This is a genomic window from Aporhodopirellula rubra, assembly GCF_014192335.1.
Classification (GTDB): domain Bacteria; phylum Planctomycetota; class Planctomycetia; order Pirellulales; family Pirellulaceae; genus Rhodopirellula; species Rhodopirellula rubra.
Genome location: NZ_JACHXU010000011.1, coordinates 175,757 through 197,183, shown reverse-complemented (window position 1 = coordinate 197,183; position 21,427 = coordinate 175,757). Strand labels below are relative to the sequence as shown.

Here is a 21,427-nt window from a genome sequence, read left to right as displayed (position 1 = left end):
TTCAGACTACCTCGGAACTTATGAAGATCGCGTTGGCCTTTTCCGGTGGTGGTGTGCGAGCCACGGTTTTTCACCTTGGAGTCTTAGCACGGTTGGCTCGCCAAGACTTGCTCGGCGACGTGAAAATCGTATCGAGCGTTTCGGGCGGTAGCCTCGCAACTGGACTGGTGGTGGCGCGATCTGGATTTCGTTGGCCGACGAGCGAGGAATATCTGCACGATGTGGTTCCGCACATTCACTGGTTGCTGACGACTCGAAACCTACAGCGGTCGTACGTCCTGAAGTCGCTGATGTTTCCATGGCGATTGGTACGCGGGCGAGCGGCGGTCTTGGGCGATGCCCTCACACAACAGTGGCAAATCGGTGGCAACTTGTCGGACCTGCCCGTGTCGCCTCGGTTGATCATCAATGCAACGTGTTACCAGACAGGAAAGAACTGGCGTTTTCAGCGCGATGTGATGGGCGATTACCAGACCAAGTACGTGACCGCCCCGCAATTCCGATTGTCGCATGCTCTCGCAGCGTCGGCGGCCGTCCCCGGATTGATCGGGCCGTTGATCGTCAAAACCGGCGATCACCAGTGGAGCGAATTTGATGATAACGAATGGAAGTCAATCACGCCTCGCTACAAACGCCTGAATCTTTGGGATGGCGGTGTCTATGATAACCTCGGTGTTGAATCGCTCTTCAAACCGGGCGACGGTTTGCGCGAGGGTACGGACTTCTTAATCGTTTGTGACGCCTCCCGCCCGTTGGCTGCCGGAAACGGAAAGTCGAGTTGGAAACCTGGGTATCTCGAAGCGTCGATGCGTTTGGTTGACGTGGCAACTGACCAAGTCCGCAGTCTGCGAGCGAGAATGCTGATCGACTACTTCAAACAGAATCCAGGCAGCGGTGCGTATCTGAGACTGGGGTTGAAAACCAAAGGCGTCTACGCTCGTAGTGAGATCGGCGGCAAACCTGTTTTAACCGAGAGCGAAGTCAAGAAAGTCTCGCAAATGGAGACGACGTTGCGGCGTCTGAGCCACGCGGAATTCAGCCTGCTGTTTCGCCACGGGTACGAAGTCGCGGACGCCACGATGATTCGACACGGCGCTCCCATTTTGAAAAAACCTCCTCAAAACCGCGTCCTTTTCCGGGCCGCGTGATTGGCATGGAGCGAATCGCGAGAAGCGGTCACCAACGAAGCGGCGGCAAATTCGACAGGACTGGCGAGCCAATCACCTCTATCGTAAACCTGCAACAGCCTGCATCGAGCATCGGGTAACTCGTGCATCACCGTGCATCATGCGTCCCAGCACATCAGGAATCACTGGGGGTGCTGAAAGTAGACTTCTTCGTACGGCTGGATGACGACGAAACCGTGTCCTCGGAAGAGGAGCTGCACCGATTCGCCCGAACCGCGACCCAGGAACGTTTTGAACTGCAGATCCGTTTTGAGTTCGGGCTCGAGGTTTCCTGACCACAACACCGTCGCGTTCGGGTCCGTGACAACGGGATGGTCAGGAGTGACGGGCAACGTCACCGGGTCGTAGTGGCTGGTGATCGCGGCCATGCCGGTGCCCTCGAGACGGACGTTGAAGAGGCCGCCGGCCAGCATCGCGGTCATCCGTTTCATCATCTTGATGTTATAGGTAAGGCTGGTTTCGAAGGCGAGAAGATCGTTGCCGTTAACGCAGATTGCTTCGTCGTTCAATTTCAAAATCGTAATCTTCTTACCCGAGTCGGCGCAGAACACCGATCCCTGACCGCTCGCTTTGGTAAGCGAAGAACCTTCTCCCGAAACGGCTTTTTTGAGCAGGTTACCGATCCCGCGTGAAAGGATGCCCTCGCGTTCAAATCTGATATTGCCCGTGTACGCGACCATTGATCCGAGTTTGGTCCAAACCTCACCGTTCAGATTGATGTCGAGCATGCGGTCGGACTCCAACTCAAAGAGCCCTTGATTGCGGTCACGGTCGACGGTCTTTTCCAAGAATGCTTCTAGAGAGTAGCCGTTGTCAGACATGGAATGATCACTCGGATAAATGAAAGGTCGAAAAAAAATGTCGCAAGGCGGATCGATTTGGTAGCGTTCGCAACGAGCAGTGCATCGACGCGAGATCCCGCTCCGCCACCAAGGCGACGACCGGCGGCGAATTACTCGCAATCGATACGCCTGGCTGTGAACACAGGATGCGCACAGAGGTCGTCTGCATACAAACTTTTGCACGGAGATAACTGCCCCGACCGCGTAGTGTAGCACGCTCGATGTGCTAGGATGGATGCGTTGGAGGCACGATCAATGACGAACGCCTACGAAATTCCTCCTGAGGTGGAACCACCGCGACCACCCGAACCACCGACAATATTTCAATGTGTACTGAGAGCGATTGTTGTGGTTCCGATTATGTCGGTTTCGCCATATGTGATTTGGATCGGTTACCTCATCCTGTTTGGCGCACTCGACGGGGATGCGTCAGTGATTTTTCATGATCGCTTTCTTTGGCAAACGGAAATCGATGACAAAATGCCCGTACTCGTGCTGCTCGGAATCGTCGCCGCCTTAATAACGATGCTCCTCATCTTTGGACATCGATCGGATTGTCGCGATGCGTTAGATCGATATGACGCCAAACATCCCGCCTCGGCCGAGGATCGCGTTTAACCATTCTCATTCGCGATCGTGCGGACGATCGGCTTCTCACGGTCGCCCGTTACGACCGAGATCCAAGGCTGCGGTCACGACGAACGCGAATGACGGGCACGAGATGCGGTCTCATTTCCTCGTTGCGTTTCGCGGCGATTTTTCGAAACGCGTGGCGTGGGCATCTCCAGCGAGTGATTCTTTGACCGAAATCACGGTGGATCACTTTGTTTCGGACAAATTCTCGCATCAGGTTTTGCAATTTGGGGGTGATGGCATTCATAATCGAGCAGCCGTCTCTTTCCACTTCACTCGGATCGCCCATGCACCTCGCGATGTCTTCCCAAAACGCTCGTCTCGCGCTCGTTTTGATCGGTGCCGTCATCACGGCAACATCACCATCACAAGCCGATGCGGCGAACCCCGGCACAGCATCGAGAACCACCAACCTGCGTTTAACGCCACACTGGATCGACGACGATCATTTCTGGTTCGAACGCGAAACTCGCTCGGGCGAAACGGAAGTCGTAACCGTCGACGCCGCGAGGGGCGAACTAACCGTCCAATCGCCTGAGGAGGCGGAAGATTCACCGAACGGGCCTCGATCCCGTCGATCGACCGGTAGCGGCTTTCGGGGAGGCATCGTTCCGCGTTCTGGATCATCCGACGATGACGCCGAGATCGAGTTTGTGAACAAGTCCGACAAAACGGTGCAGACGTTCTGGGTCGACGGAAAAGGGGATCGCGTCCCGTTCGCAAAATTGGCTCCCGGCGAAACCAAGCGTCAGCACACCTACATTAGTCATGCGTGGGAAGTTGTTGGCGATGACGGGACCTACTTCGGTAGTATTGTTGCGGAGAAATCGAAGACTCGCGCCGAAATCGAAAAGACCTTCACGAGACGACAACGCAGACCGTCTCGAAGGAACCGTCAACGCGAACCGATCGATGACCGCGTCGCGACTGAATTCGCAAAGCTGTCGACCGCACTGCGTGAAATCGAACACCAGGGCGAAGACGAAACCGATGACGAGGAAACCGACAAGGCGGCCTCCGGTGCGTACGAATTGGTTTCACCACGAATGTCGCCCGATGGCAAGGTCTTGGCCGCGTGGAGATTGACACCTGCGGCGAAGCCAACCGTGTACACGATCGAATCGTCACCCGCCGAAGGTGGTCGCGCAAAACTCAACGAACGGGCTTACGCGTTACCCGGCGACGAAATGGATCGGTACGATTTAGTCGCGTGGAACGTTGACGAGCAATCGGTCATCGAACTTGAGATTCCGACCATCGATTTTGGACGCCCACGGATCCGATGGACTCACGATCATCAGATGCTGTTTCAAAAAGTCGATCGTGGCCACCAACGTTTTCGCTTGTTCCACGTTGACCCGATCGCGAACCGCGTCGACACACGGATCGACGAAACGACGGACACGTTCATTTGGTCCGCTCACGCAGGCAAGGTGCCTTTGGTGACTTACCTCGAAGACGGCGATGAAGTGATATACGCGAGCGAGATGAGCGGCTATCGCCATCTGTACCTCGTCGACCTCACCGGTCAGAACGAAATGCAACCGATCACCAAAGGCGACTACCTGGTCCGCGAATTGATCCACGTTGACGAGAAAACTCGTCTGATCGATCTGGTCGTGGGTGAATACCACGACGATCAGGATCCCTACCACCAACATTTGATTCGCGTTGGCATGGATGACGGACAGGTCACCGCGCTGACCGACGGAGACGGTGACCACGAATACCAGTTCTCACCGGATCGCCGTTACGTGATTGTGAACTACAGCCGCGTCGACGCGCCGCCCGTGCACGAACTACGGCGCACCGATGACGGTTCTCTCGTCGCGACTCTGGCAACCGCCGAACGGATCGGCGATGCCGCGACGACTCTTCTGCCGACACGCTTTTCGGCTAAGGGACGCGACGGGGAGACCGACATTTGGGGCATCATTTGTTTTCCTGAAAACTACGATCCGAACTCGAAAACTCAGTATCCGGTCGTCGAAGCCATTTACGCCGGCCCGCATGACTCGCACGTCCCCAAACGCTATCGATCGGCACAGTGGTATAGTGACATGACATCGCTGGGTTTCATCGTAGTTCGCATCGACGGCATGGGGACCGCGAACCGTTCCAAAGCGTTTCATGACGTGTGTTGGCACAATCTCAAAGACGCCGGTTTTCCCGATCGGATCGCGTGGATGAAGGCGGCCGCAAAACAGTTTCCGGCGATGGACCTGACACGCGTCGGCATCTATGGAACGTCAGCAGGCGGTCAAAACGCATGCGGCGCTCTCTTGTTCCATGGCGATTTTTATAACGCGGCGGTCGCATCGTGCGGATGTCATGACAACCGGATGGACAAAGCGTCATGGAACGAACAATGGATGGGATATCCGGTCGGCCCGCACTATGCCCAATCAAGCAATATTGATAACGCCGGCAACCTAAAAGGCGATCTGCTGCTACTCGTTGGCGAATTGGATTCGAACGTCCCACCGGAGTCGACCTTGCGTTTGGTCGATGCGTTGATCAAAGAAGACAAACGATTTGATTTCTTGATGATCCCCGGTATGGGGCACAGCGATGGCGGGCGGTACGGAAAGCAACGAACTCGCGATTTCTTTGTCGAGAAACTCAAACCAGAAATTCCGACCAGCACGGAGCCAACGCGAATCACCGCGGTCGATCTCAGTGACATCGAGCCCTCGTCGGTCGCCTCGGACGCAACGAAGCTCTATGAGTTTGATCGAGATCTACTGAAACGTCAGTTGCCAATACGAATCGATCCAACGCATCTGACGCAGATGGAGAACTTTCTATCAGCATGGCAAAAAGCGATCGCTGATCTCAACGCCGACGACGCGTCTGAACTTCGGCAAAAGATCGCTGACGATCGAGCGGGCTTAGCCAAAAACGTCCAATCGTCACAAACATGGTTCGCGAGCGTGCCGTTTGCCAAAACGATCATCGACCTGTGTGAACCGGATCGTCGTGGCACGCCCGTCGCCTACGCGGATGTCGCGTCGACGCTCGAACAGATCGACCAACAACTCGATGAACTGCTGGCAGAGCCGTCTGAATCGATCACACCTTCCGCGAGTAGTCCCGAATCGAGTGATCGACAAATCGCCAAGGAGATCAAATCGGCGTTTGCGTCATGGCGTCGTTTTTACTCCGACTACGATCCGCAATTCGATTGGTGGTCCGGTGATCTTGCCAAGACGATCGAAAAGAAGCTCGAAAAATGGCGTCCGGTGATCAAACATGAGGTGGCGTCGAAGGCATCTCATGCGAATGGCGAGATGCCGTCGATGTTTGATACCACGTACCCTGACCTCGATCCGTATCTCTCGTCACAAGGATCGATCATGCCGGGCGTGATGCGTCGCTATCGATCCGAGATGAGGGACACGCCGAAATCCGATCGTGCGAACTGGCTACACGAATGGCTCATGGAGTTGGAATCACTTCCGTTCGCCGCAAAACCGTTCGAGCAGTGGTCACGAGGCGACCAGGTCGACTATCACCGATTGCATCAGGACATCGAGTATCGGTTGGCAACCAGCGTGAAACGAAAAACGCCAGCGGTAATTTCCAAATCGGCTGACGGCTCCGGCATCGAAGGCACCGTTGTCGGACGCGACCGACTGATGTTGGAGCTGCGTCGTGAATTCATCGACCACACCCCCGAAGAGCTGATCGCGTTGGCCGAACAAGGCTACGTCGAATGCCGAAAAGAGATGGTCAACGCGGCCCGCGAAATGGGGTTCGGCGATGACTGGCAGACGGCCGTTGAGAAGATCAAAACGATGCATGTGCCGGTCGGCCAACAACCCAACCTGATCCGCCAAACCGCAAACGACTCGATCGCATGGCTGCGAGACGCCGACATGCTGACGGTCGATCGTTTTGCGGAAAAGAGTTGGCGAATGATCATGATGACTCCGCAACGCCAGTTGGTGAACCCATTTTTCACCGGCGGCGAAGTGATTAGCGTTTCGTTTCCCACCCGTCAAATGACTGCGGACCAACAACGCCAAAGCTTGCGTGGTAACAACAAACCGTTTGCACGCGCGACGGTGCACCACGAGTTGATTCCGGGGCATCATCTCCAGGCATTCCAAACGTCACGCTATCAATCCCATCGTGCCGAGTTCGGTACGCCATTCTGGTTGGAAGGTTGGGCCGTTTACTGGGAGTTCCTACTCTATGACGACGGGTTCGCACGGACGCCCGAGGAACGGTTGGGGTTCTTGGTTTGGCGAGCCCACCGTTACGCGAGAATTCTGTTTTCGTTGCGGTTTCACCTCGGCCAATTGACGCCTGATCAATGCGTCGATTTTCTCGTCGATAACGTCGGATTCGATCGCATCAATGCCGAAGCCGAAGTACGGCGAAGCGTCGGGCCGGACTATCCACCACTGTATCAAGCCGCTTACATGATCGGCGCGATGCAACTATCGGAACTGCGTGATCGCTACGTCAAAAATGGCGGCACGGCGAAGTCATTCCACGACCAAGTGATGCAACAAGGCAGTCTACCGATTTCACTTTTGCAGGCGATCGTGCTCGAGCAAAACATCACGATCGAATCACCGCCGATGTGGACGTTCGATGCCAAAATGGTCGCCGCACCGTAATTGAGAATCGCGTCGAAACAATTCGACTGCGGCTAGCCCATCTTCATCGATCGGACACACCATCGTCCGACGCAATCATCCGACGGTGGAGAATTCTCCAGCGAGCACGCGACCTACGAATGTCGCCGATAGTCACCCGGTGGCATCCCAAACGTTTTGCGAAACTGCCGCGAGAAAGCACTCTGGTCGCTATAACCGATGGCCAGCGCGATCGAGACGATTGACTCCTGCGAGCCCCGCAATCGTTTGGCCGCAATATCCATTCGCGACTGCAATACAAGCTGGGCCGTTGTCACACCGAACAGCTCTCGCATTCGTTGATCGAGCTGCCATGCCGACAATTTCGCTGATTTGGCGAGGTCGGTTGTCTTCAACGGTTGATTGAGATTGCGTTTGATCTGTTGGACAACGTCGGCCACCGATGCGAAGTCGGCGGGGTCCTGGTCAGGCGATTGCACGTCACGCGACATGCCGACCAATCCGATCGGTTCCCCTCCAACGTCACACAGCGGCATCTTCGTCGTCAGACACCACCCCGTCTTGTGGGTCGGATACGGGTGCTGTTCCAATTCGTTGATCAGCGGCCGATTGGTTCGTACGACTTCGAGATCCTGGCGGATGAAGTACTCACCGAGAGGATCCGGGAAAACCTCCGCGGAAGTACGGCCGATCAACGCGGCTTTTTCCGTTTCGCCACACCGTTCCACCAGCGTCTGATTGACGGAGATGTAGCGTCCTCGGTCGTCTTTGACAAAATACGTGAGATTCTCGAGTTGATCGAAAAGCACCTCGCTCGCCAACGGATTGGCGAGGCGTTTTAGAAAGGCGTTTCGAATCTGGGTGGTGTCGATCACTTATCGTCGCACGGCTATCGTTAGGTGGTTTCGCTCGTTCGAGCGTGTTTCCAATACCTTACGATCGATCGCCGCCGCGAACAATGACTTCACCGACACCTAACGAAGTCTCGCCGATCGACTTCAGCCGCATCGTTCTGCCAACGACGGGTTTGCCATGATCATCCACAGGCACTGTGATCGTTGATGGGCTTTGATAGAAATCCGATGAGGCGTTGAATCGTTTGATCCAAACCACGTCTCCGGCTGCGTTGCGGACGGAAACCGACAACGCTCTGCGATCCTTCACGAGATATTCCTCTTGATCGGTTTGCAGGTAGATTTCAATCTTATGGATCCGATGATCCGCTTCGAGGTCGACCTCCCACCACGGGTTCAACTCTTTGAGAGTCATCGCCGCTTGTTCCATCGCCCCTCGGCTCTCGGTCACTCCGTCGACTGCGATTTCGGCTCGTGGGCGAGCACGGAAATCGATCACGGGGCCCTGCGTGCTCGACTGGATCGCTGGTTTCATGAACGCGAGGTTCTCGGACACGTCGTACTGGAATCCCCAATCGTCGCCCGGAGCAATGCGATCGTCGGCCTTGTCCCAGGCCTCCGCGACTTCCTTAAGCCGCGTGGCAACATTGTCGTCGACGCGTCCGTTGGGCCCCGGCGACATATTGAGAACGTAGACGGAGTTGTGCGAGTTGTAGCTCTCGAGTTGCTTCAGCAAATATTCCTTCGTCTTGGGTTTCCGATATCGTTCGATGTCATCCCACCACCAATCGCCTTGCGACGTATCCGAAGCCGCGGTGGGGCGTAGGTATTCGGGGTGATACGGATACGATCGACCGGCCGCATCGGCAAACGGTACGTCCGCGTGAGCAAGGTTTGATTCATACGTGTGGCTGACAATCAGACAATCCGGCTGAATCGCTTTGACGGTCTCGTACAGATCGCGGTAGTGAATGTCGTCGAAGTCAGGAAGCGTCGGCCATGTCGACCAACCGTCAAAGTTCATGTAGTCGATCGGTCCATAATTCGTCAGCAGCTCGGTGAGCTGGGCTTTGATGAAGTCAAGCTTCTCCTTCGACACCGTGCCGTTGTCGATACCGTGATGGTAATCGAGAATCGAGTAGTAGATCCCGACCTTCAACCCTCGCTTGCGAAACTGCTTCACAAACTCTCCGACAACGTCGGTCTTCACGGGTGACGACGCGACGTCGTAATCGGTCACTTTGCTGTCCCAGAGACAGAAGCCGCCGTGGTGTTTTGAGGTGAGCCATCCGCCCGACATTTTGCTGTCGATGCAAACCTGTGCCCATTGTTCGCAATCCAAACCGCTGGGGTTCCACCACTCAACGGGCTCTCTGCCACTCGCACGTCCAGAGTGTTTTTCCTCGTTCACGTTTTTGAACGTGCACATGTTGTAATGGAAGTAGGCTTGATACCGCGTGTTGACGAAATCGAGCAATGCATCTTTTGACAGCTCTTGTGCGCCGGCATTACCGCCGAGCGAGCAAAACAACATCATGCACGAGATCTGCAACGTGCGTATGCCGAAGGCATTGGTATTCATCTGCATAAAACTCTTCGAAAGGGTTTGTGCGGAAAAGGTGTCCGCGGAACTGTCAAAGATAGAAGACAACGGGTGAGAGGCATCAACCGCTTCAGCGAACTTCTCTATACACTGGAAGTCGACCGGACGAGATGCATCGTGAGGTGGGAAAGCAGGAGGGGCGCGTCGCCGATCGCATCAAGGATTGACACGCGTGTGCATCGTCAGGATAGGTGCTCGCACGTAACAAGAAAAGTACTCTCGACAACAATAACGATGGTCTCAGCATCCCAGAGAAAACCACGCTTCGCATCCAAGATCTCTATTCCTGGCCCCTTTTGCGAAGCACGTGATTGATCCCACAACCGATCAGGCGATTAACTTTCGCGGAATTACTAACACGCCGAAGCTCTATAGCCCCCGAAACGCTACGTGCGCATTCGCAGCCTTCATGCCGCTATGGACGTTGCCCTCCGTCTGGTGACGGCGGCTACGGATGAATGGGCATGCGATCGAGAACGTTTCACAACGTTGATTTCACACGCGTTGCGGCGGATAAACCGTCGGGAAGAGGATGCACGTGCGGGTGCAGGGTGTGAGCCAAAATCTCGAGGCTATCTACCAAACGAGGCCCTGGACGACTGAAGTAGGCGGAACCATCAACGATCGAAACGCGATCGGCCTGAACGCATGCAAGCGAATCCCATCCGGGATACGAACGCAAGATCGGAATGTCTTCCAACGTGCGAGCAACACTGAATCCGCAACATGCGATGACGATCACCTCCGGGTCGGCGTCGACAATTGTTTGCCATGGCGTTGTGACCGACCGTTGACCGGCGACGCCGATCGCTTCGCGACCTCCCGCGATCGCGACCAGTTCCGGACTCCAGTGCCCTGCGTTGAAGGGCGGGTCAATCCATTCGAGCATCATCACCGAGGGCCGCGATTGTATTGATTCACTACGCCGCGCGACCGCTGCAATTCGTTGTTGCAATGAATCGACATATGCGGCTCCCTCCGCCTCGCATCCGGACGCTTCGCCGACGAGGCGGATGCACTGCATCACATCGTCGAGACAGGTTGGTTCCAAATTGATCACGCGAGGAGAGCTTGGCAACGAACACGCCGCGTCACGCACCTCGTCTTCCGCGACCGCACAAACGTCACATAACGCTTGGGTGACGATGAGATCGGGCTGCAATCGTTCGAGCACCTCAATATCGAGCGAGTACAACGCCGCCTTTGTCTTCAACCGTTCGCGGACGAGATCATCAATCTCACGACTTGACGCATCTGTGGGGATCAGCGTTTTGGTGACCTTGGGAAGATCCGCAACGTCGGTCGGGTAATCACATTCGTGAGTGACGCCGACCAACTGATCGCGCAACCCGATCCCACAAATGACTTCCGTGGCACTAGGTAGGAGTGAGACGATACGCATCGGATTCTCGGGATAATGGGAACACACAGGCTCTAAACATCTCGCCGCACGATGCTAAAGAAGCATCGCGTGCCGCAGAGACGCTGTTTTTGAACCCGACTGGGTTAATGCGTCACGACGCTGAGTTCGCTGAGTTCCTCAATGCACGATTTCATCACATCGAGATCGATCTCGTGAACGTTGATACTGTCACCGATGTCTCGTAACATCGTGACGGTAAGACGTCCGCCGAGGTGCTGGCGAAACTCTTCGAGTCCTCGCAACACCGCATCACTGTCGTTGATCGCATCACACCAAATCGGAGATCCGATCGCGGCGATGGTTTGACAAACATCGATCGCGGTCTCGTGGCTCAATCCAAACATGCGTGCTGAATAAAGCGTGTCGAGGGCGACGCCGATCCCGACGGCTTCGCCGTGTCGCAACTGATAATCCGTCATTGGTTCGAGACGGTGGGCGGACCAGTGACCGAAATCGAGCGGTCGGGCTTCGAGCGATTCGAAGGGGTCGCCGCCGAGAGTGATATGATCCAAATGTAAACGGCACGATCTCGCGATCACCGCCGTGCTGATCGCGGGATCACGTCGACGAATTTCCGACGCGTTGGATTGGATGAACTCGAAGAAGGATGGGTCTTTCAACAACGCCACCTTGATCGCCTCGGTCAGCCCCGAGCAGAAGTCGCGATCGGGAAGACTCTGCAGAATGGCGGCGTCGTTGATCACCGCCCAGGGAACCGCGAACGTGCCGATCCAATTCTTTTTGCCGAATGAATTAATTGCGTTTTTAACGCCGACGCCTGAGTCCGATTGAGCGAGCGTCGTGGAAGGCAACCGGATCAATCGAATGCCACGGTGAGCGATCGCAGCCGCGTATCCGGCGACATCGAGCACCGCTCCACCTCCGGCGACGATGATGTAGCTACGCCGATCCATGTTGTGATCGTGAATCAGTTTCAACAGTTGTTGCAAAACGGCGTCAGAATTCTTGCACGCTTCGCCACCAGGGATGATGTGCGGTGGTGCCGCTAATTCGACGCGGTCGCTCTGCGAGAGTCGCTCGCTCAATCTCGACGCGAAATCTTTTTGGCTGCCCGTGGCAACGCTGAGGTTCGAATCGGCCCACAACAAAACCTTCGCGGGTTGTTGCGGCTCGGTCGCCAAGAGATCGATCAGGACCGAGAAATCCGCGTCGCTGATATCGGCGGTGTGTCGGAGTCGGTGTGTGAACGACACGACGAAGGGGACATCAATATCACTCACAGCGAGTCGCTCGTGGGCTCGGTGGGATCTTGACCGAATAGCGTCATCGTCATGTTGTTAACAATTCGGTGATAGAGCAGCGACAAACATGCTGCCAACGTCGAGTTTTCCCAAGAGCAACGAACCAGAGAGAAAACTGACCGGAATCGAGATGGCCGCAATGAGCGGGAACGATGCGAATCAAACCGCAGCAAATCGGGCCGCAGCGAATCGTGCCACAATGTAAAAAGGCGAATTGTTAGAAAGCTGGGCATGCGGGTGAAGGATCGCGGAAAGGTGGGATGAGGCGGGAAAGGCGGGAGGGAGGCGAGGAACGATGCCACGGTGTTTGCATGACTGCGTTGATTCACGTCGCGAGCGAGCTCGATCCAGGTCGTTCGATCAATGGCGCCCGCAACGACGGAAGCACTCTCGATCCCTAACCGTGGCAGTGGAGTTTCGTTCAGCCCAATCAGGGTGGGGATTGATACCGAGCGTCAGGACGCTACAAACCTGCAACTCACCATTGTAACCGCAATTCAACTCGTTCCCAGGGAACACACGACGATGCAACAACGACGATTAGGCGGCAGCGGACTGACAGTATCGGATATTTGCATGGGAACGATGACGTTCGGCAGCTCGTGTGACGAATCGCTGTCGCACGAAATTTGCGACGTCGCGTTGGAATCCGGGATCAATTTCTTTGACGCGGCGGAAATTTATCCGGTGCCGCCGCAAAAAGAGACCGTCGGCGTGACCGAGGAAATCTTTGGGTCGTGGTTGTCCAATCAGGCACGCGACGCGATCACCGTGGCAACCAAAATTACCGGTCCCGGCCACGGCTGGTTCACGCCTCCGGTCCGGCACGGACGCACCACCTTGGACCGTCATCAATTAATTCGATCGTGCGAAGAATCGCTGCGGCGATTACAGACCGACTACATCGATCTCTATCAAATCCACTGGCCCGATCACGGCATGCCCTACGAGGAGGTGCTCGAGGGTTTAACTCACCTGAAACGATCCGGAAAGGTTCGCGTGATCGGTTGCAGCAACGAAACCTGCTGGGGTTTGATGAAGAGCCTGTGGGCGGCTGAATTGCATGACGTGGAGCGATACCAAACCGTGCAGAACAATTTCAGCTTGATCAATCGTCGTTGCGAGAACGAATTGGCGCAAGTTTGCCGGCGTGAGAATGTCAGCCTGCTGCCCTACTCACCACTCGGGGGCGGCGTCTTGACTGGCAAATACAACGACGGCCCACCGGCGGGGGCACGTTTTACCGATTACCTCGTCTCCGGTGGCGAGCGTCAAAAGCGAATGGCTCAGCGGTTCGTCAACGACCGAACCATTGAAACGACACGCCGTTTGATGAAGATCGCCGAATCGATCGGGGTGTCGGTGACGGCCCTGTCGGTCGCGTGGAGCAAGCAGCATGATTTTGTCGCGTCGACCATCATCGGGGCAACGACAGTGGAGCAACTGCGAGAATGCTTGGCCGCCGATGATTTAATCCTCGACGCTGAAACCCTGGCAAGAATTGATGAAGTTGAGATCGAAATCCCGAACCCGATGACGGAAGACGGGCTGCGTCGGCTCAGCTAAATCGACCAAACCATTTTCCATGACGGTGCGTAACAGCGGGCCGATCTTTCTTTTTTATTCGTGCTGATGGACCGTTGAGATGCCCGCCCACGCTTTTCCCTTCTCACGCATGCCGGCCCGACGGGTTTGCCGTGTTTTCATGCCCCGATTGGCAACAGCAGTGCTCGTCATCGGAGGCGTGATGATCGCGACCCAGGTCTCGGCTCAGGACGAAACCACGGGTGATGCGGGACCGACGGGCGTGTCCGAGACGATCGACGAACCCGCCGGCCCGACGCTGTACCAGCCTTCCTCAGAAACTGAAAACAACGCCAACGAGCAGGGTGGCGCCGCGGAAATGACGTTCTCGGGCTCCGCTCCGACGACGTCAAAAGTGCCCGCCGCAGACCCACACGCCGGCCATGATCACGACCACGCGCACGATCACGGCGATGAACCTCCGCAGAATGCCCCGGCGAAAGACGATCCCGAAGAATTAAAAGAAGTCCTGAAAACCTTGCCTGAAGAGATTCAACCAGAAGCTCAGGTTGCCTGGGATCGATTCAACGAACTCGATCGGCAACTCGCCGACGAGATGCTGGAATTGCGACGATTGCAGATTCATTATCGAAACGGCTACGACCAAACTCCTGCGGCGATCATTGGCTTTCGTGAACAACGGAATAAGACATGGGACCTGATGGAGGAGCAGTTCGAGGCGGCGTTGGAATTGATGCGTTATCTGCCCAGCGTCGAGGCCGTCAGTTACGTCGTCACGATGGTGCAGCACCACGTCGAGAACGATATCTACGACGCGAGAACCTTCGAAGCGGCCGCTCGATTACTGGACATCGGCCAGAACTTTCGCTTCCTGTATCTCGCACTCGGTCGATCAGCGGTCACCGTTGGCGATTTTGACGTTGCCAAACGTGTTTATGAGTCGTTGAGCGAGGAAGACCTCGAGAAAGCGGACAAGAACCTGAAATATCAACTCGAGGAACTCGAGCAGCAATACAAACGGGAACAGGAAGCAATTGCGAAGACCGATTCAGAAACGCTGCCACAGGTCCGATTCGAAACGACCAAAGGAAACTTCGTCGTCGAATTGTTCCCCGATGCGGCACCGTCCGCGGTCGGTCATTTCCTCAAATTGGTCGAAAATGGCTTTTATGAGGGATTGGATTTTTCGGTCGTCTCTCCAAACGTGCTCGCGTTGTCGGGCGACGTCTCCGGCGACGGCCGAGGCAACTCGGGCGAGTTCCTGGTCGACGAACACACCCGTGAACAAGCACGACCGGGCCTGCGTGGTTCGCTGGCGATGGCAAAGATACCACTGGGTAACGGCGAATTCGTTGAAAACTCGGGCAGCTCGCAGTTCGCGATCTTGTATCTGCCGATCGTGTCGATGGCGAAAAACCAAACGGTGTTCGGTCGCGTGATCGATGGCATGGACGTCGCATCGAGACTTCGACGCGTCGATCCGACGGAAAAGAAAGAGAAAAACCAGATTCAGTTGCCCCCCGACGCAATCCTGAGTGCGGAGATCATTCGCCGTGGTCCGGAATTGCCAGACCCCGTGTATGTCGACATGGAAGCGGAGATCCAGAAAGCGGTGAAAGCCGGTCTGCTGAAAGCAAAGCCGCAGGCGGCCCCGCAGTAGTCAATCCGGCGGCGCTCAGCTCAGACACTCGTGCGACAAGAATCTGCTCAGCGGATTCCCGGCCCGAACGTCTCCCTGTCTGTGCCACTCTAGCGCCGCCATACGCATCTAGCCGCGCGACGTCCACGATCAACAGAACCGGTATTCGGCCGCGAAATCATGCCGGATGGAGACAGAATCATGTCGGTTGGTTCACGAATGCGGCACCCCCACTGCGAACAAACGGTCCGCGGCGCTACAATGCTCCGTTTTCTCCCGACGGGCCGGAAGCGATGCCGATTATCGAAGTCAAAGATCTGACCAAGCATTACCGTGTCTATCAAAAACGTGAAGGACTCGGTGGCAGCATCCGAGGTCTGTTCAACCGCGAATATCGTGACGTCAAAGCGGTCGAAGGGATCAACCTCAGCGTCGAGCAGGGCGAATTCGTTGCTTTTCTAGGCCCCAACGGGGCCGGCAAAACGACGACGTTGAAATTGTTGTCCGGCGTGATCCAACCCACCAGCGGCACGGCGACCGTGATGGGTTACGTCCCCTGGCTGCGGCAGAACGAATACCGCCGTCGATTCGCACTCGTCATGGGACAGAAGAATCAGCTTTGGTGGGATTTGCCGGCACGCGAATCCTATCGATTGCATCAACACATCTACGGCGTCGACCCAAAAGAATTTGTTTCGCGATTGGATGAGTTAAGCGATCTGCTCGACGTGACACGGTTGCTCGATCAGCCGGTTCGCGAATTGTCGTTGGGCGAGCGAATGAAGATGGAGTTGATCGCCGCGTTGCTGCACAGTCCCGAGGTGTTGTTTTTGGATGAACCCACGATCGGACTCGATGTCATCGCCCAACACAACATTCAAAAGTTTTTACGGTACTACCAAGAAAAACGCCAAATCACGATTCTGTTAACGAGTCATTACATGAAGGACGTCGCTGCACTCTGCCGCCGCGTCGTCGTGGTCGCGCGAGGGTCCGTTCAGTACGACGGTTCGCTATCGGGCATCGTCGATAAATTCAGCGGTGACAAATTGGTCACGTTGCAATTTGCAGCTTCGGAGTCCCTGACGTTGCCCAAGACGCTCGGGTCGATCGTGAATGAAAATTGGCCCAAAATTCAATACCGAGTCCCACGTGGCGACGTGCCACGACTGCTCGCCGAAACTCTTCGTGATCATGCGATCGAGGACATCGTTGTTGAAGACCCACCGCTCGAGGACGTGATTGCGGAATTGTTCCGCGAGTCCATGCAGAGCGAAGCATCCCAATCCACCTCCTCCCCCTCTCTATGATCACACTCGAAAACATCTCGATCGGATTTCGCGGTCCGCAACTACTAGACGACGTCACCGTCCGAATCTCGCGAGGCGACCGCATCGGTTTGCTCGGCCGTAACGGAGCGGGCAAGACGACGTTGCTGAAGATTCTTGCCGGCGATATCACGCCCGACCATGGGAACGTTGTCGCCGACGCGGGTGCGAACCTGCGTGTGGCGCGATTGACCCAGGATGTTCCCGCTGACATTCATTGCAACGTCCACGACCTCATGATGGCCAAAGGCGATGCGATCCCCGGACTCGCCGGATCGATCGGCCCGGCGGACCATGCGACGCGAGAAGACTGGGAGATCGAACAACTCGTCGAAGAAACCTTGTCGCGGATGGATCTACCCGGCGACGCCGCCTTCGATTCGCTTTCGAGCGGAATGAAACGCCGCGTGCTGTTGGCGCGAACGATCGCAGCCAAACCGGACTTGCTGCTGCTCGACGAACCGACCAACCACCTCGACATTCATTCGATCTTGTGGCTGGAAAAATTCTTGAAGAGTTGGCCAGGTACGTTGATGTTCATCACGCACGACCGTTCCTTTCTGCAAACGCTCGCTGATCGCATTTGGGAAGTCGACCGTGGCCGGTTATTCGATTGGACGTGCGACTATCCGACGTTCCTCAAACGCAAAGCCGCGGCACTCGAAGCCGAAGAAAAACAGAACGCGTTGTTTGACAAAAGGCTCGCCGAAGAAGAAGCGTGGATCCGCCAAGGCATCAAGGCACGTCGTACCCGTAACGAAGGTCGCGTGCGTGCGTTGAAGGCCTTGCGTGTTCAGCGAAGCGAACGACGAACGACCGAAGCGACCGCGAAGCTGAATCTGCAAACAGCATCGCGGGGTGGTGCGTTGGTCGCAAAACTCGAGAACGTGTCGTTCTCTTATGGCGATCGAACCATCGTGAACGATTTCAGCACGTTGGTCATGCGTGGTGACAAGATTGGGATCATCGGCCCCAACGGTGCGGGAAAGACGACACTGCTCAAACTCATCCTCGGTGGCCTCAAACCGACCGAAGGTACGATCAAACTCGGGACCAACCTGAAGGTCGCCTATTTCGATCAACTCCGTGACACGCTCGACCCTGAACTGACCGTGACCGAGAACGTCGGTGGCGGCAGTGACAAGGTAATCGTTGGAGATAAGACGAAACACATCGTCGGCTACCTGCAGGATTATCTGTTTACGCCCGAACGGGCACGCACGCCGGTGAAGTACTTATCCGGCGGCGAGCGCAACCGTGCGTTGCTCGCAAAACTGATGACCCAGCCGGCCAACGTGATCGTGCTCGACGAACCGACGAACGATCTCGATGCCGAAACGTTGGAGATGCTCGAAGAACAACTGGTCAACTTCGACGGCACGTTATTGATGGTCAGTCACGACCGGACGTTTCTTAACAACGTTGTTACGAGCACGATCGTCTTCGAACACGACGAGGCGCCCGGAACGGTCAACGAATACAGCGGCGGATACGACGAATGGGAGGCCGCACGTGCAAACCGCGTGGATACCAGTGCCAAGAACGAAACGCCCAACCGAATCTCGAAAGCAAAGATTCAGTCACCGACGTCGTCACAAGAGACGCCGACCGAGTCCAAACCCGCGCGACTGAGCTACAACGAACAACGCGAACTCAAGCAGTTGCCGACGAAGATTGAATCGCTCGAGAAAAAGATCGAGCAATTGCATGCCGAGATGGCGGCACCGGACTTTTACCAATCCGGTGGCGAAACGATCGCGGCGACATCGAAAGTGTTACGGCAAACTGAATCAGAGCTTGAAACGGCGTTCACGCGTTGGGAAGAACTCGAAGCGCGTGCGGCGGCCTCCTCATGAGTAGCGAACGTCCCACGACCGCGAAGGCAAAAGACACCAAACGTTCGGCAAAGGCTGCGGCTAAGAAACCGACGAAGAAAATGACGAAGAAAGCGGAGAGGGAATCTGCGCTCGTCAACGAATCCAAACCTAGCGAATCGAACTCTTGGTACGACCATCCGCAATACTTCGACATGGTGTTTCGCGATGAGACCGCCAACGAAGTCGCGTTCTTTGACGACGTGTTCGAGAAGTACTGTGGCGGCAAAACCAAACGGTTGTATGAACCCGGTTGCGGCAGCGGTCGACTGGTCGCGGCGATGGCGGCGAAGGGATATGACCTCGTCGCGCTCGATAACAATTCGGCGATGTTGGCATACCTTCGCAAACGTTTGGCGAGGCGAGGTCTCGCCAGTGATTTGATTTTGGGTGACATGACGACTCACGTGTGCAAGCCTCGCGTCGATGCCGCGATGTGCACCTTCAACACGTTTCGGCATTTGACGGACGCGGAAACGGCTGAACAACATCTGCGGGCTGTCGCCGCGTCGCTCCGCAAAGGAGGCGTTTACATTTTGGGTTTCCACTGCATTCCGTTAGACGCCGATCCGGACTGCACCGAACGATGGAAAGCCTCTCACGCGGGCACCAACGTCAGCGTGACGTTGCGAGTCGTTGACTTCCAACGGCGCAAACGGCTCGAGAGGCTGCGTGTTTCGATCAAAGCAACAAAACCGAGCGGAAAGATCGAACGGATGCAAAGCGAATTTTCACTCCGACTCTATACTCCCTCGCAAGCCAAGGCATTGTTGGCGAGCGTCGACGACGTTTTCGAAATTGCGGGCATCCACGACTTCGATTGCGACGTCGAAATTCAGCGAGAAATCGACGAAGACCTGACGGACGCGGTCTTCATTCTGAGAAAGCGGTAGTGCGGTCGGAGGGCCATCAATGGCATGATCCATTAGGCAAATTGACAGCGGATCGTTTATATTCGCTGTTCCATGCCCCTACTCATCTCTCTTTTCAAAACCGAGTCAAGCGATGGATCGAAAATTGCAAAAAATGCACCCTGGTTCTGAAGAACAGTTTCCACTGAAAACGTTGGTCGCCGCAGTCGTTCTTATTGCGTCGGTCGGATGCGGCGGCGGGGAGCGAGAAAGTGCTCCCACCGCACCGGCCGCCGCGGCGCCATCCGCCCCCGCCACTGAGGGCAACACCAAACCGCTAACCGAGGGCATGATGCTGCCCGACGACGTCCCATTGTCGATGGAACCGGAGCAATCAGACGACGCGGCGGGAGGCATCGATGGAGGTAAAGGCATGCAGCTTCCCGATGATTTGCAACCGTCGGCGATGTCGGCCCCTCGCCAAATTCATGCCGTGCAACTGGTCAACACCGAAGCGGAACCCCCATCGACCGACATTCGTTATGGCGACTGGGAAAAGATCCATGCCGAGATTGCGAAAACGGGTACCGTGACGGTTGTCGATTTTTGGTCACTCGCCTGCATCCCTTGCTTGCGGGAATACCCTCAGCTCGTCTCGCTGCAGAAGCAGTATCCCGAACGCGTACGTGCGATCGGCGTGAACCTGGATTTTGACGGGCGAAAAAGCTATCCGGCTGAGTCGTACGAAGACCGGGCTGAATCATTTCTGTCGGCGGTCGGGGCGACGTTTCCAAACTACCTGTCACAAACGCAGAGTGAAGACGTGTTTAAATCTGTCGAGATTGCGTCGCTACCCGCGGTACTGGTTTACGATTCCCAGGGTAACCTGGCCGCTCGATTTACCGACGGCGTTTCCGGCGGCAGTTTCAATTATGAACACGACGTCATTCCGCTGGTTCAGAAATTGCTTAGTGAACCGAACGAGTGAGCAAATCTCTTAAAAGGTTGGCACTCAAACTCTCTCCTCTCGCGATTGACGCAGTATACTGTCAGTGAGCAGAATTTTATTTCCGACCGCTATCCTTTGACGGACTATTTAATGAGCGTCGAAATGCAACTTGCTCGGATCATCATCTCCGAGCTAACCGATAATCAAGTTATTTATCTGAAGGAAGTCGAAGGCGAGCGTCAGTTTCCGATCATGATCGGAATTTTCGAAGCAACCAACATCGACCGCCGTGTCAAACAAGATTACGTCCCCCCACGTCCGTTGACACACGACCTGATCGTCTCGGTCGCCGAGGCCCTCGATGCCGTTGTCGAACGAGTCGTGATTAGCGACCTTTCTGAGCACACGTATTTTGCGCAGTTGCATCTGCGCACCGCGGTTGGCGAAGTGATCGAAGTGGACGCTCGCCCGAGTGACGCGATTGCGGTCGCGGTCACGTACGATCCACCGCTGCCGATCTTCGTTTCCGAAGAAGTTCTTTCGGATGCCACGGGCACATCGATTGATGGCGGCGAATCGATTTGACCTCGGAAGTTCGACCTGAGAATTGACGCGAGATGCCGAACGGTAATCGGATCGGCCCTGGCGTCTCAACGCGGTCGGGCATTTCGGATCGATTCACGCCCGCTCAACAATTCGTGTGTTTTGGGGTAGATTCCACTGCTGTCGAATCAAGCGGAATCGTTCCTTCCGACGCGAGTTGTGGTTCTTTCAGAATCATGCCCATCGCTAGCAACCTCAACACACGGCGCCGCTGTCGGTGTTTTGTT

General features: G+C 55.7%; 15 protein-coding genes. 10 read left to right on the top strand and 5 right to left on the bottom strand.

Going from position 1 to position 21,427, the window contains the following annotated elements:
• The first annotated feature begins 20 nt into the window (after positions 1–20).
• The gene (locus FHS27_RS16195; protein ID WP_184305939.1) at positions 21–1,148 is read left to right on the top strand and encodes a patatin-like phospholipase family protein; all 1,128 of its coding nucleotides are present in this window, start codon (positions 21–23) and stop codon (positions 1,146–1,148) included.
• A 161-nt stretch (positions 1,149–1,309) separates the two neighbouring features.
• Here the strand turns inward: FHS27_RS16195 and FHS27_RS16190 are convergent, their stop codons facing one another.
• The gene (locus tag FHS27_RS16190; protein ID WP_184305938.1) at positions 1,310–2,008 is read right to left on the bottom strand and encodes an AIM24 family protein; all 699 of its coding nucleotides are present in this window, start codon (positions 2,006–2,008) and stop codon (positions 1,310–1,312) included.
• A gap of 276 nt (positions 2,009–2,284) precedes the next feature.
• Here FHS27_RS16190 and FHS27_RS16185 point away from each other — a divergent pair, with 276 nt between their 5' ends.
• Positions 2,285–2,647 (top strand): hypothetical protein, encoded by a 363-nt coding sequence (locus FHS27_RS16185; RefSeq protein WP_184305937.1) that lies wholly within the window; start codon positions 2,285–2,287, stop codon positions 2,645–2,647.
• A 314-nt stretch (positions 2,648–2,961) separates the two neighbouring features.
• Positions 2,962–7,290 carry a DUF885 family protein gene (locus tag FHS27_RS16180; protein WP_246419904.1) on the top strand — a complete coding sequence of 1,443 codons (4,329 nt, stop codon included), beginning with the start codon at positions 2,962–2,964 and terminating at the stop codon, positions 7,288–7,290.
• A 113-nt stretch (positions 7,291–7,403) separates the two neighbouring features.
• On the opposite strand, the gene FHS27_RS16175 is transcribed toward FHS27_RS16180, so the two are convergent.
• The 4 genes from FHS27_RS16175 to FHS27_RS16160 form a co-directional block, all read right to left on the bottom strand.
• Positions 7,404–8,144, bottom strand: coding sequence for an AraC family transcriptional regulator (locus FHS27_RS16175; RefSeq protein WP_184305936.1), 741 nt, complete (start codon positions 8,142–8,144; stop codon positions 7,404–7,406).
• A 58-nt stretch (positions 8,145–8,202) separates the two neighbouring features.
• Complete coding sequence (locus FHS27_RS16170; RefSeq protein WP_246419903.1) at positions 8,203–9,705, bottom strand: alpha-L-fucosidase; 1,503 nt, start codon at positions 9,703–9,705, stop codon at positions 8,203–8,205.
• A 502-nt stretch (positions 9,706–10,207) separates the two neighbouring features.
• Positions 10,208–11,128, bottom strand: a complete 921-nt coding sequence (locus tag FHS27_RS16165; protein ID WP_184305934.1) for a cobalamin-binding protein — start codon at positions 11,126–11,128, stop codon at positions 10,208–10,210.
• Positions 11,129–11,232: 104 nt separating this feature from the next.
• On the bottom strand, positions 11,233–12,390 hold the full coding sequence (locus FHS27_RS16160) for a 3-dehydroquinate synthase (protein WP_184305933.1): 1,158 nt from the start codon (positions 12,388–12,390) through the stop codon (positions 11,233–11,235).
• A 546-nt stretch (positions 12,391–12,936) separates the two neighbouring features.
• Between FHS27_RS16160 and FHS27_RS16155 the strand changes: the two genes are divergently transcribed.
• The 7 genes from FHS27_RS16155 to FHS27_RS16125 all read left to right on the top strand — a co-directional run bounded on the left by FHS27_RS16155 (position 12,937) and on the right by FHS27_RS16125 (position 21,182).
• Positions 12,937–13,977, top strand: a complete 1,041-nt coding sequence (locus FHS27_RS16155; RefSeq protein ID WP_184305932.1) for an aldo/keto reductase — start codon at positions 12,937–12,939, stop codon at positions 13,975–13,977.
• 79 nt (positions 13,978–14,056) lie between these two features.
• Entirely contained in the window at positions 14,057–15,616 is a 1,560-nt protein-coding gene (locus tag FHS27_RS16150) for a peptidylprolyl isomerase (RefSeq protein ID WP_246419902.1), read from the top strand.
• 272 nt (positions 15,617–15,888) lie between these two features.
• Positions 15,889–16,905: an ABC transporter ATP-binding protein gene (locus FHS27_RS16145; RefSeq protein ID WP_184305931.1), complete on the top strand. Its 1,017-nt coding sequence runs from the start codon at positions 15,889–15,891 to the stop codon at positions 16,903–16,905.
• Positions 16,902–18,779 carry an ATP-binding cassette domain-containing protein gene (locus tag FHS27_RS16140; RefSeq protein ID WP_184305930.1) on the top strand — a complete coding sequence of 626 codons (1,878 nt, stop codon included), beginning with the start codon at positions 16,902–16,904 and terminating at the stop codon, positions 18,777–18,779. Before FHS27_RS16145 ends, FHS27_RS16140 begins: the two co-directional genes overlap by 4 nt.
• Positions 18,776–19,690 (top strand): class I SAM-dependent methyltransferase, encoded by a 915-nt coding sequence (locus FHS27_RS16135; RefSeq protein ID WP_246419901.1) that lies wholly within the window; start codon positions 18,776–18,778, stop codon positions 19,688–19,690. Before FHS27_RS16140 ends, FHS27_RS16135 begins: the two co-directional genes overlap by 4 nt.
• A gap of 112 nt (positions 19,691–19,802) precedes the next feature.
• On the top strand, positions 19,803–20,636 hold the full coding sequence (locus tag FHS27_RS16130; RefSeq protein ID WP_184305929.1) for a TlpA family protein disulfide reductase: 834 nt from the start codon (positions 19,803–19,805) through the stop codon (positions 20,634–20,636).
• Positions 20,637–20,747: 111 nt separating this feature from the next.
• Entirely contained in the window at positions 20,748–21,182 is a 435-nt protein-coding gene (locus FHS27_RS16125) for a bifunctional nuclease family protein (protein ID WP_184305928.1), read from the top strand.
• Positions 21,183–21,427 lie beyond the last annotated feature (245 nt).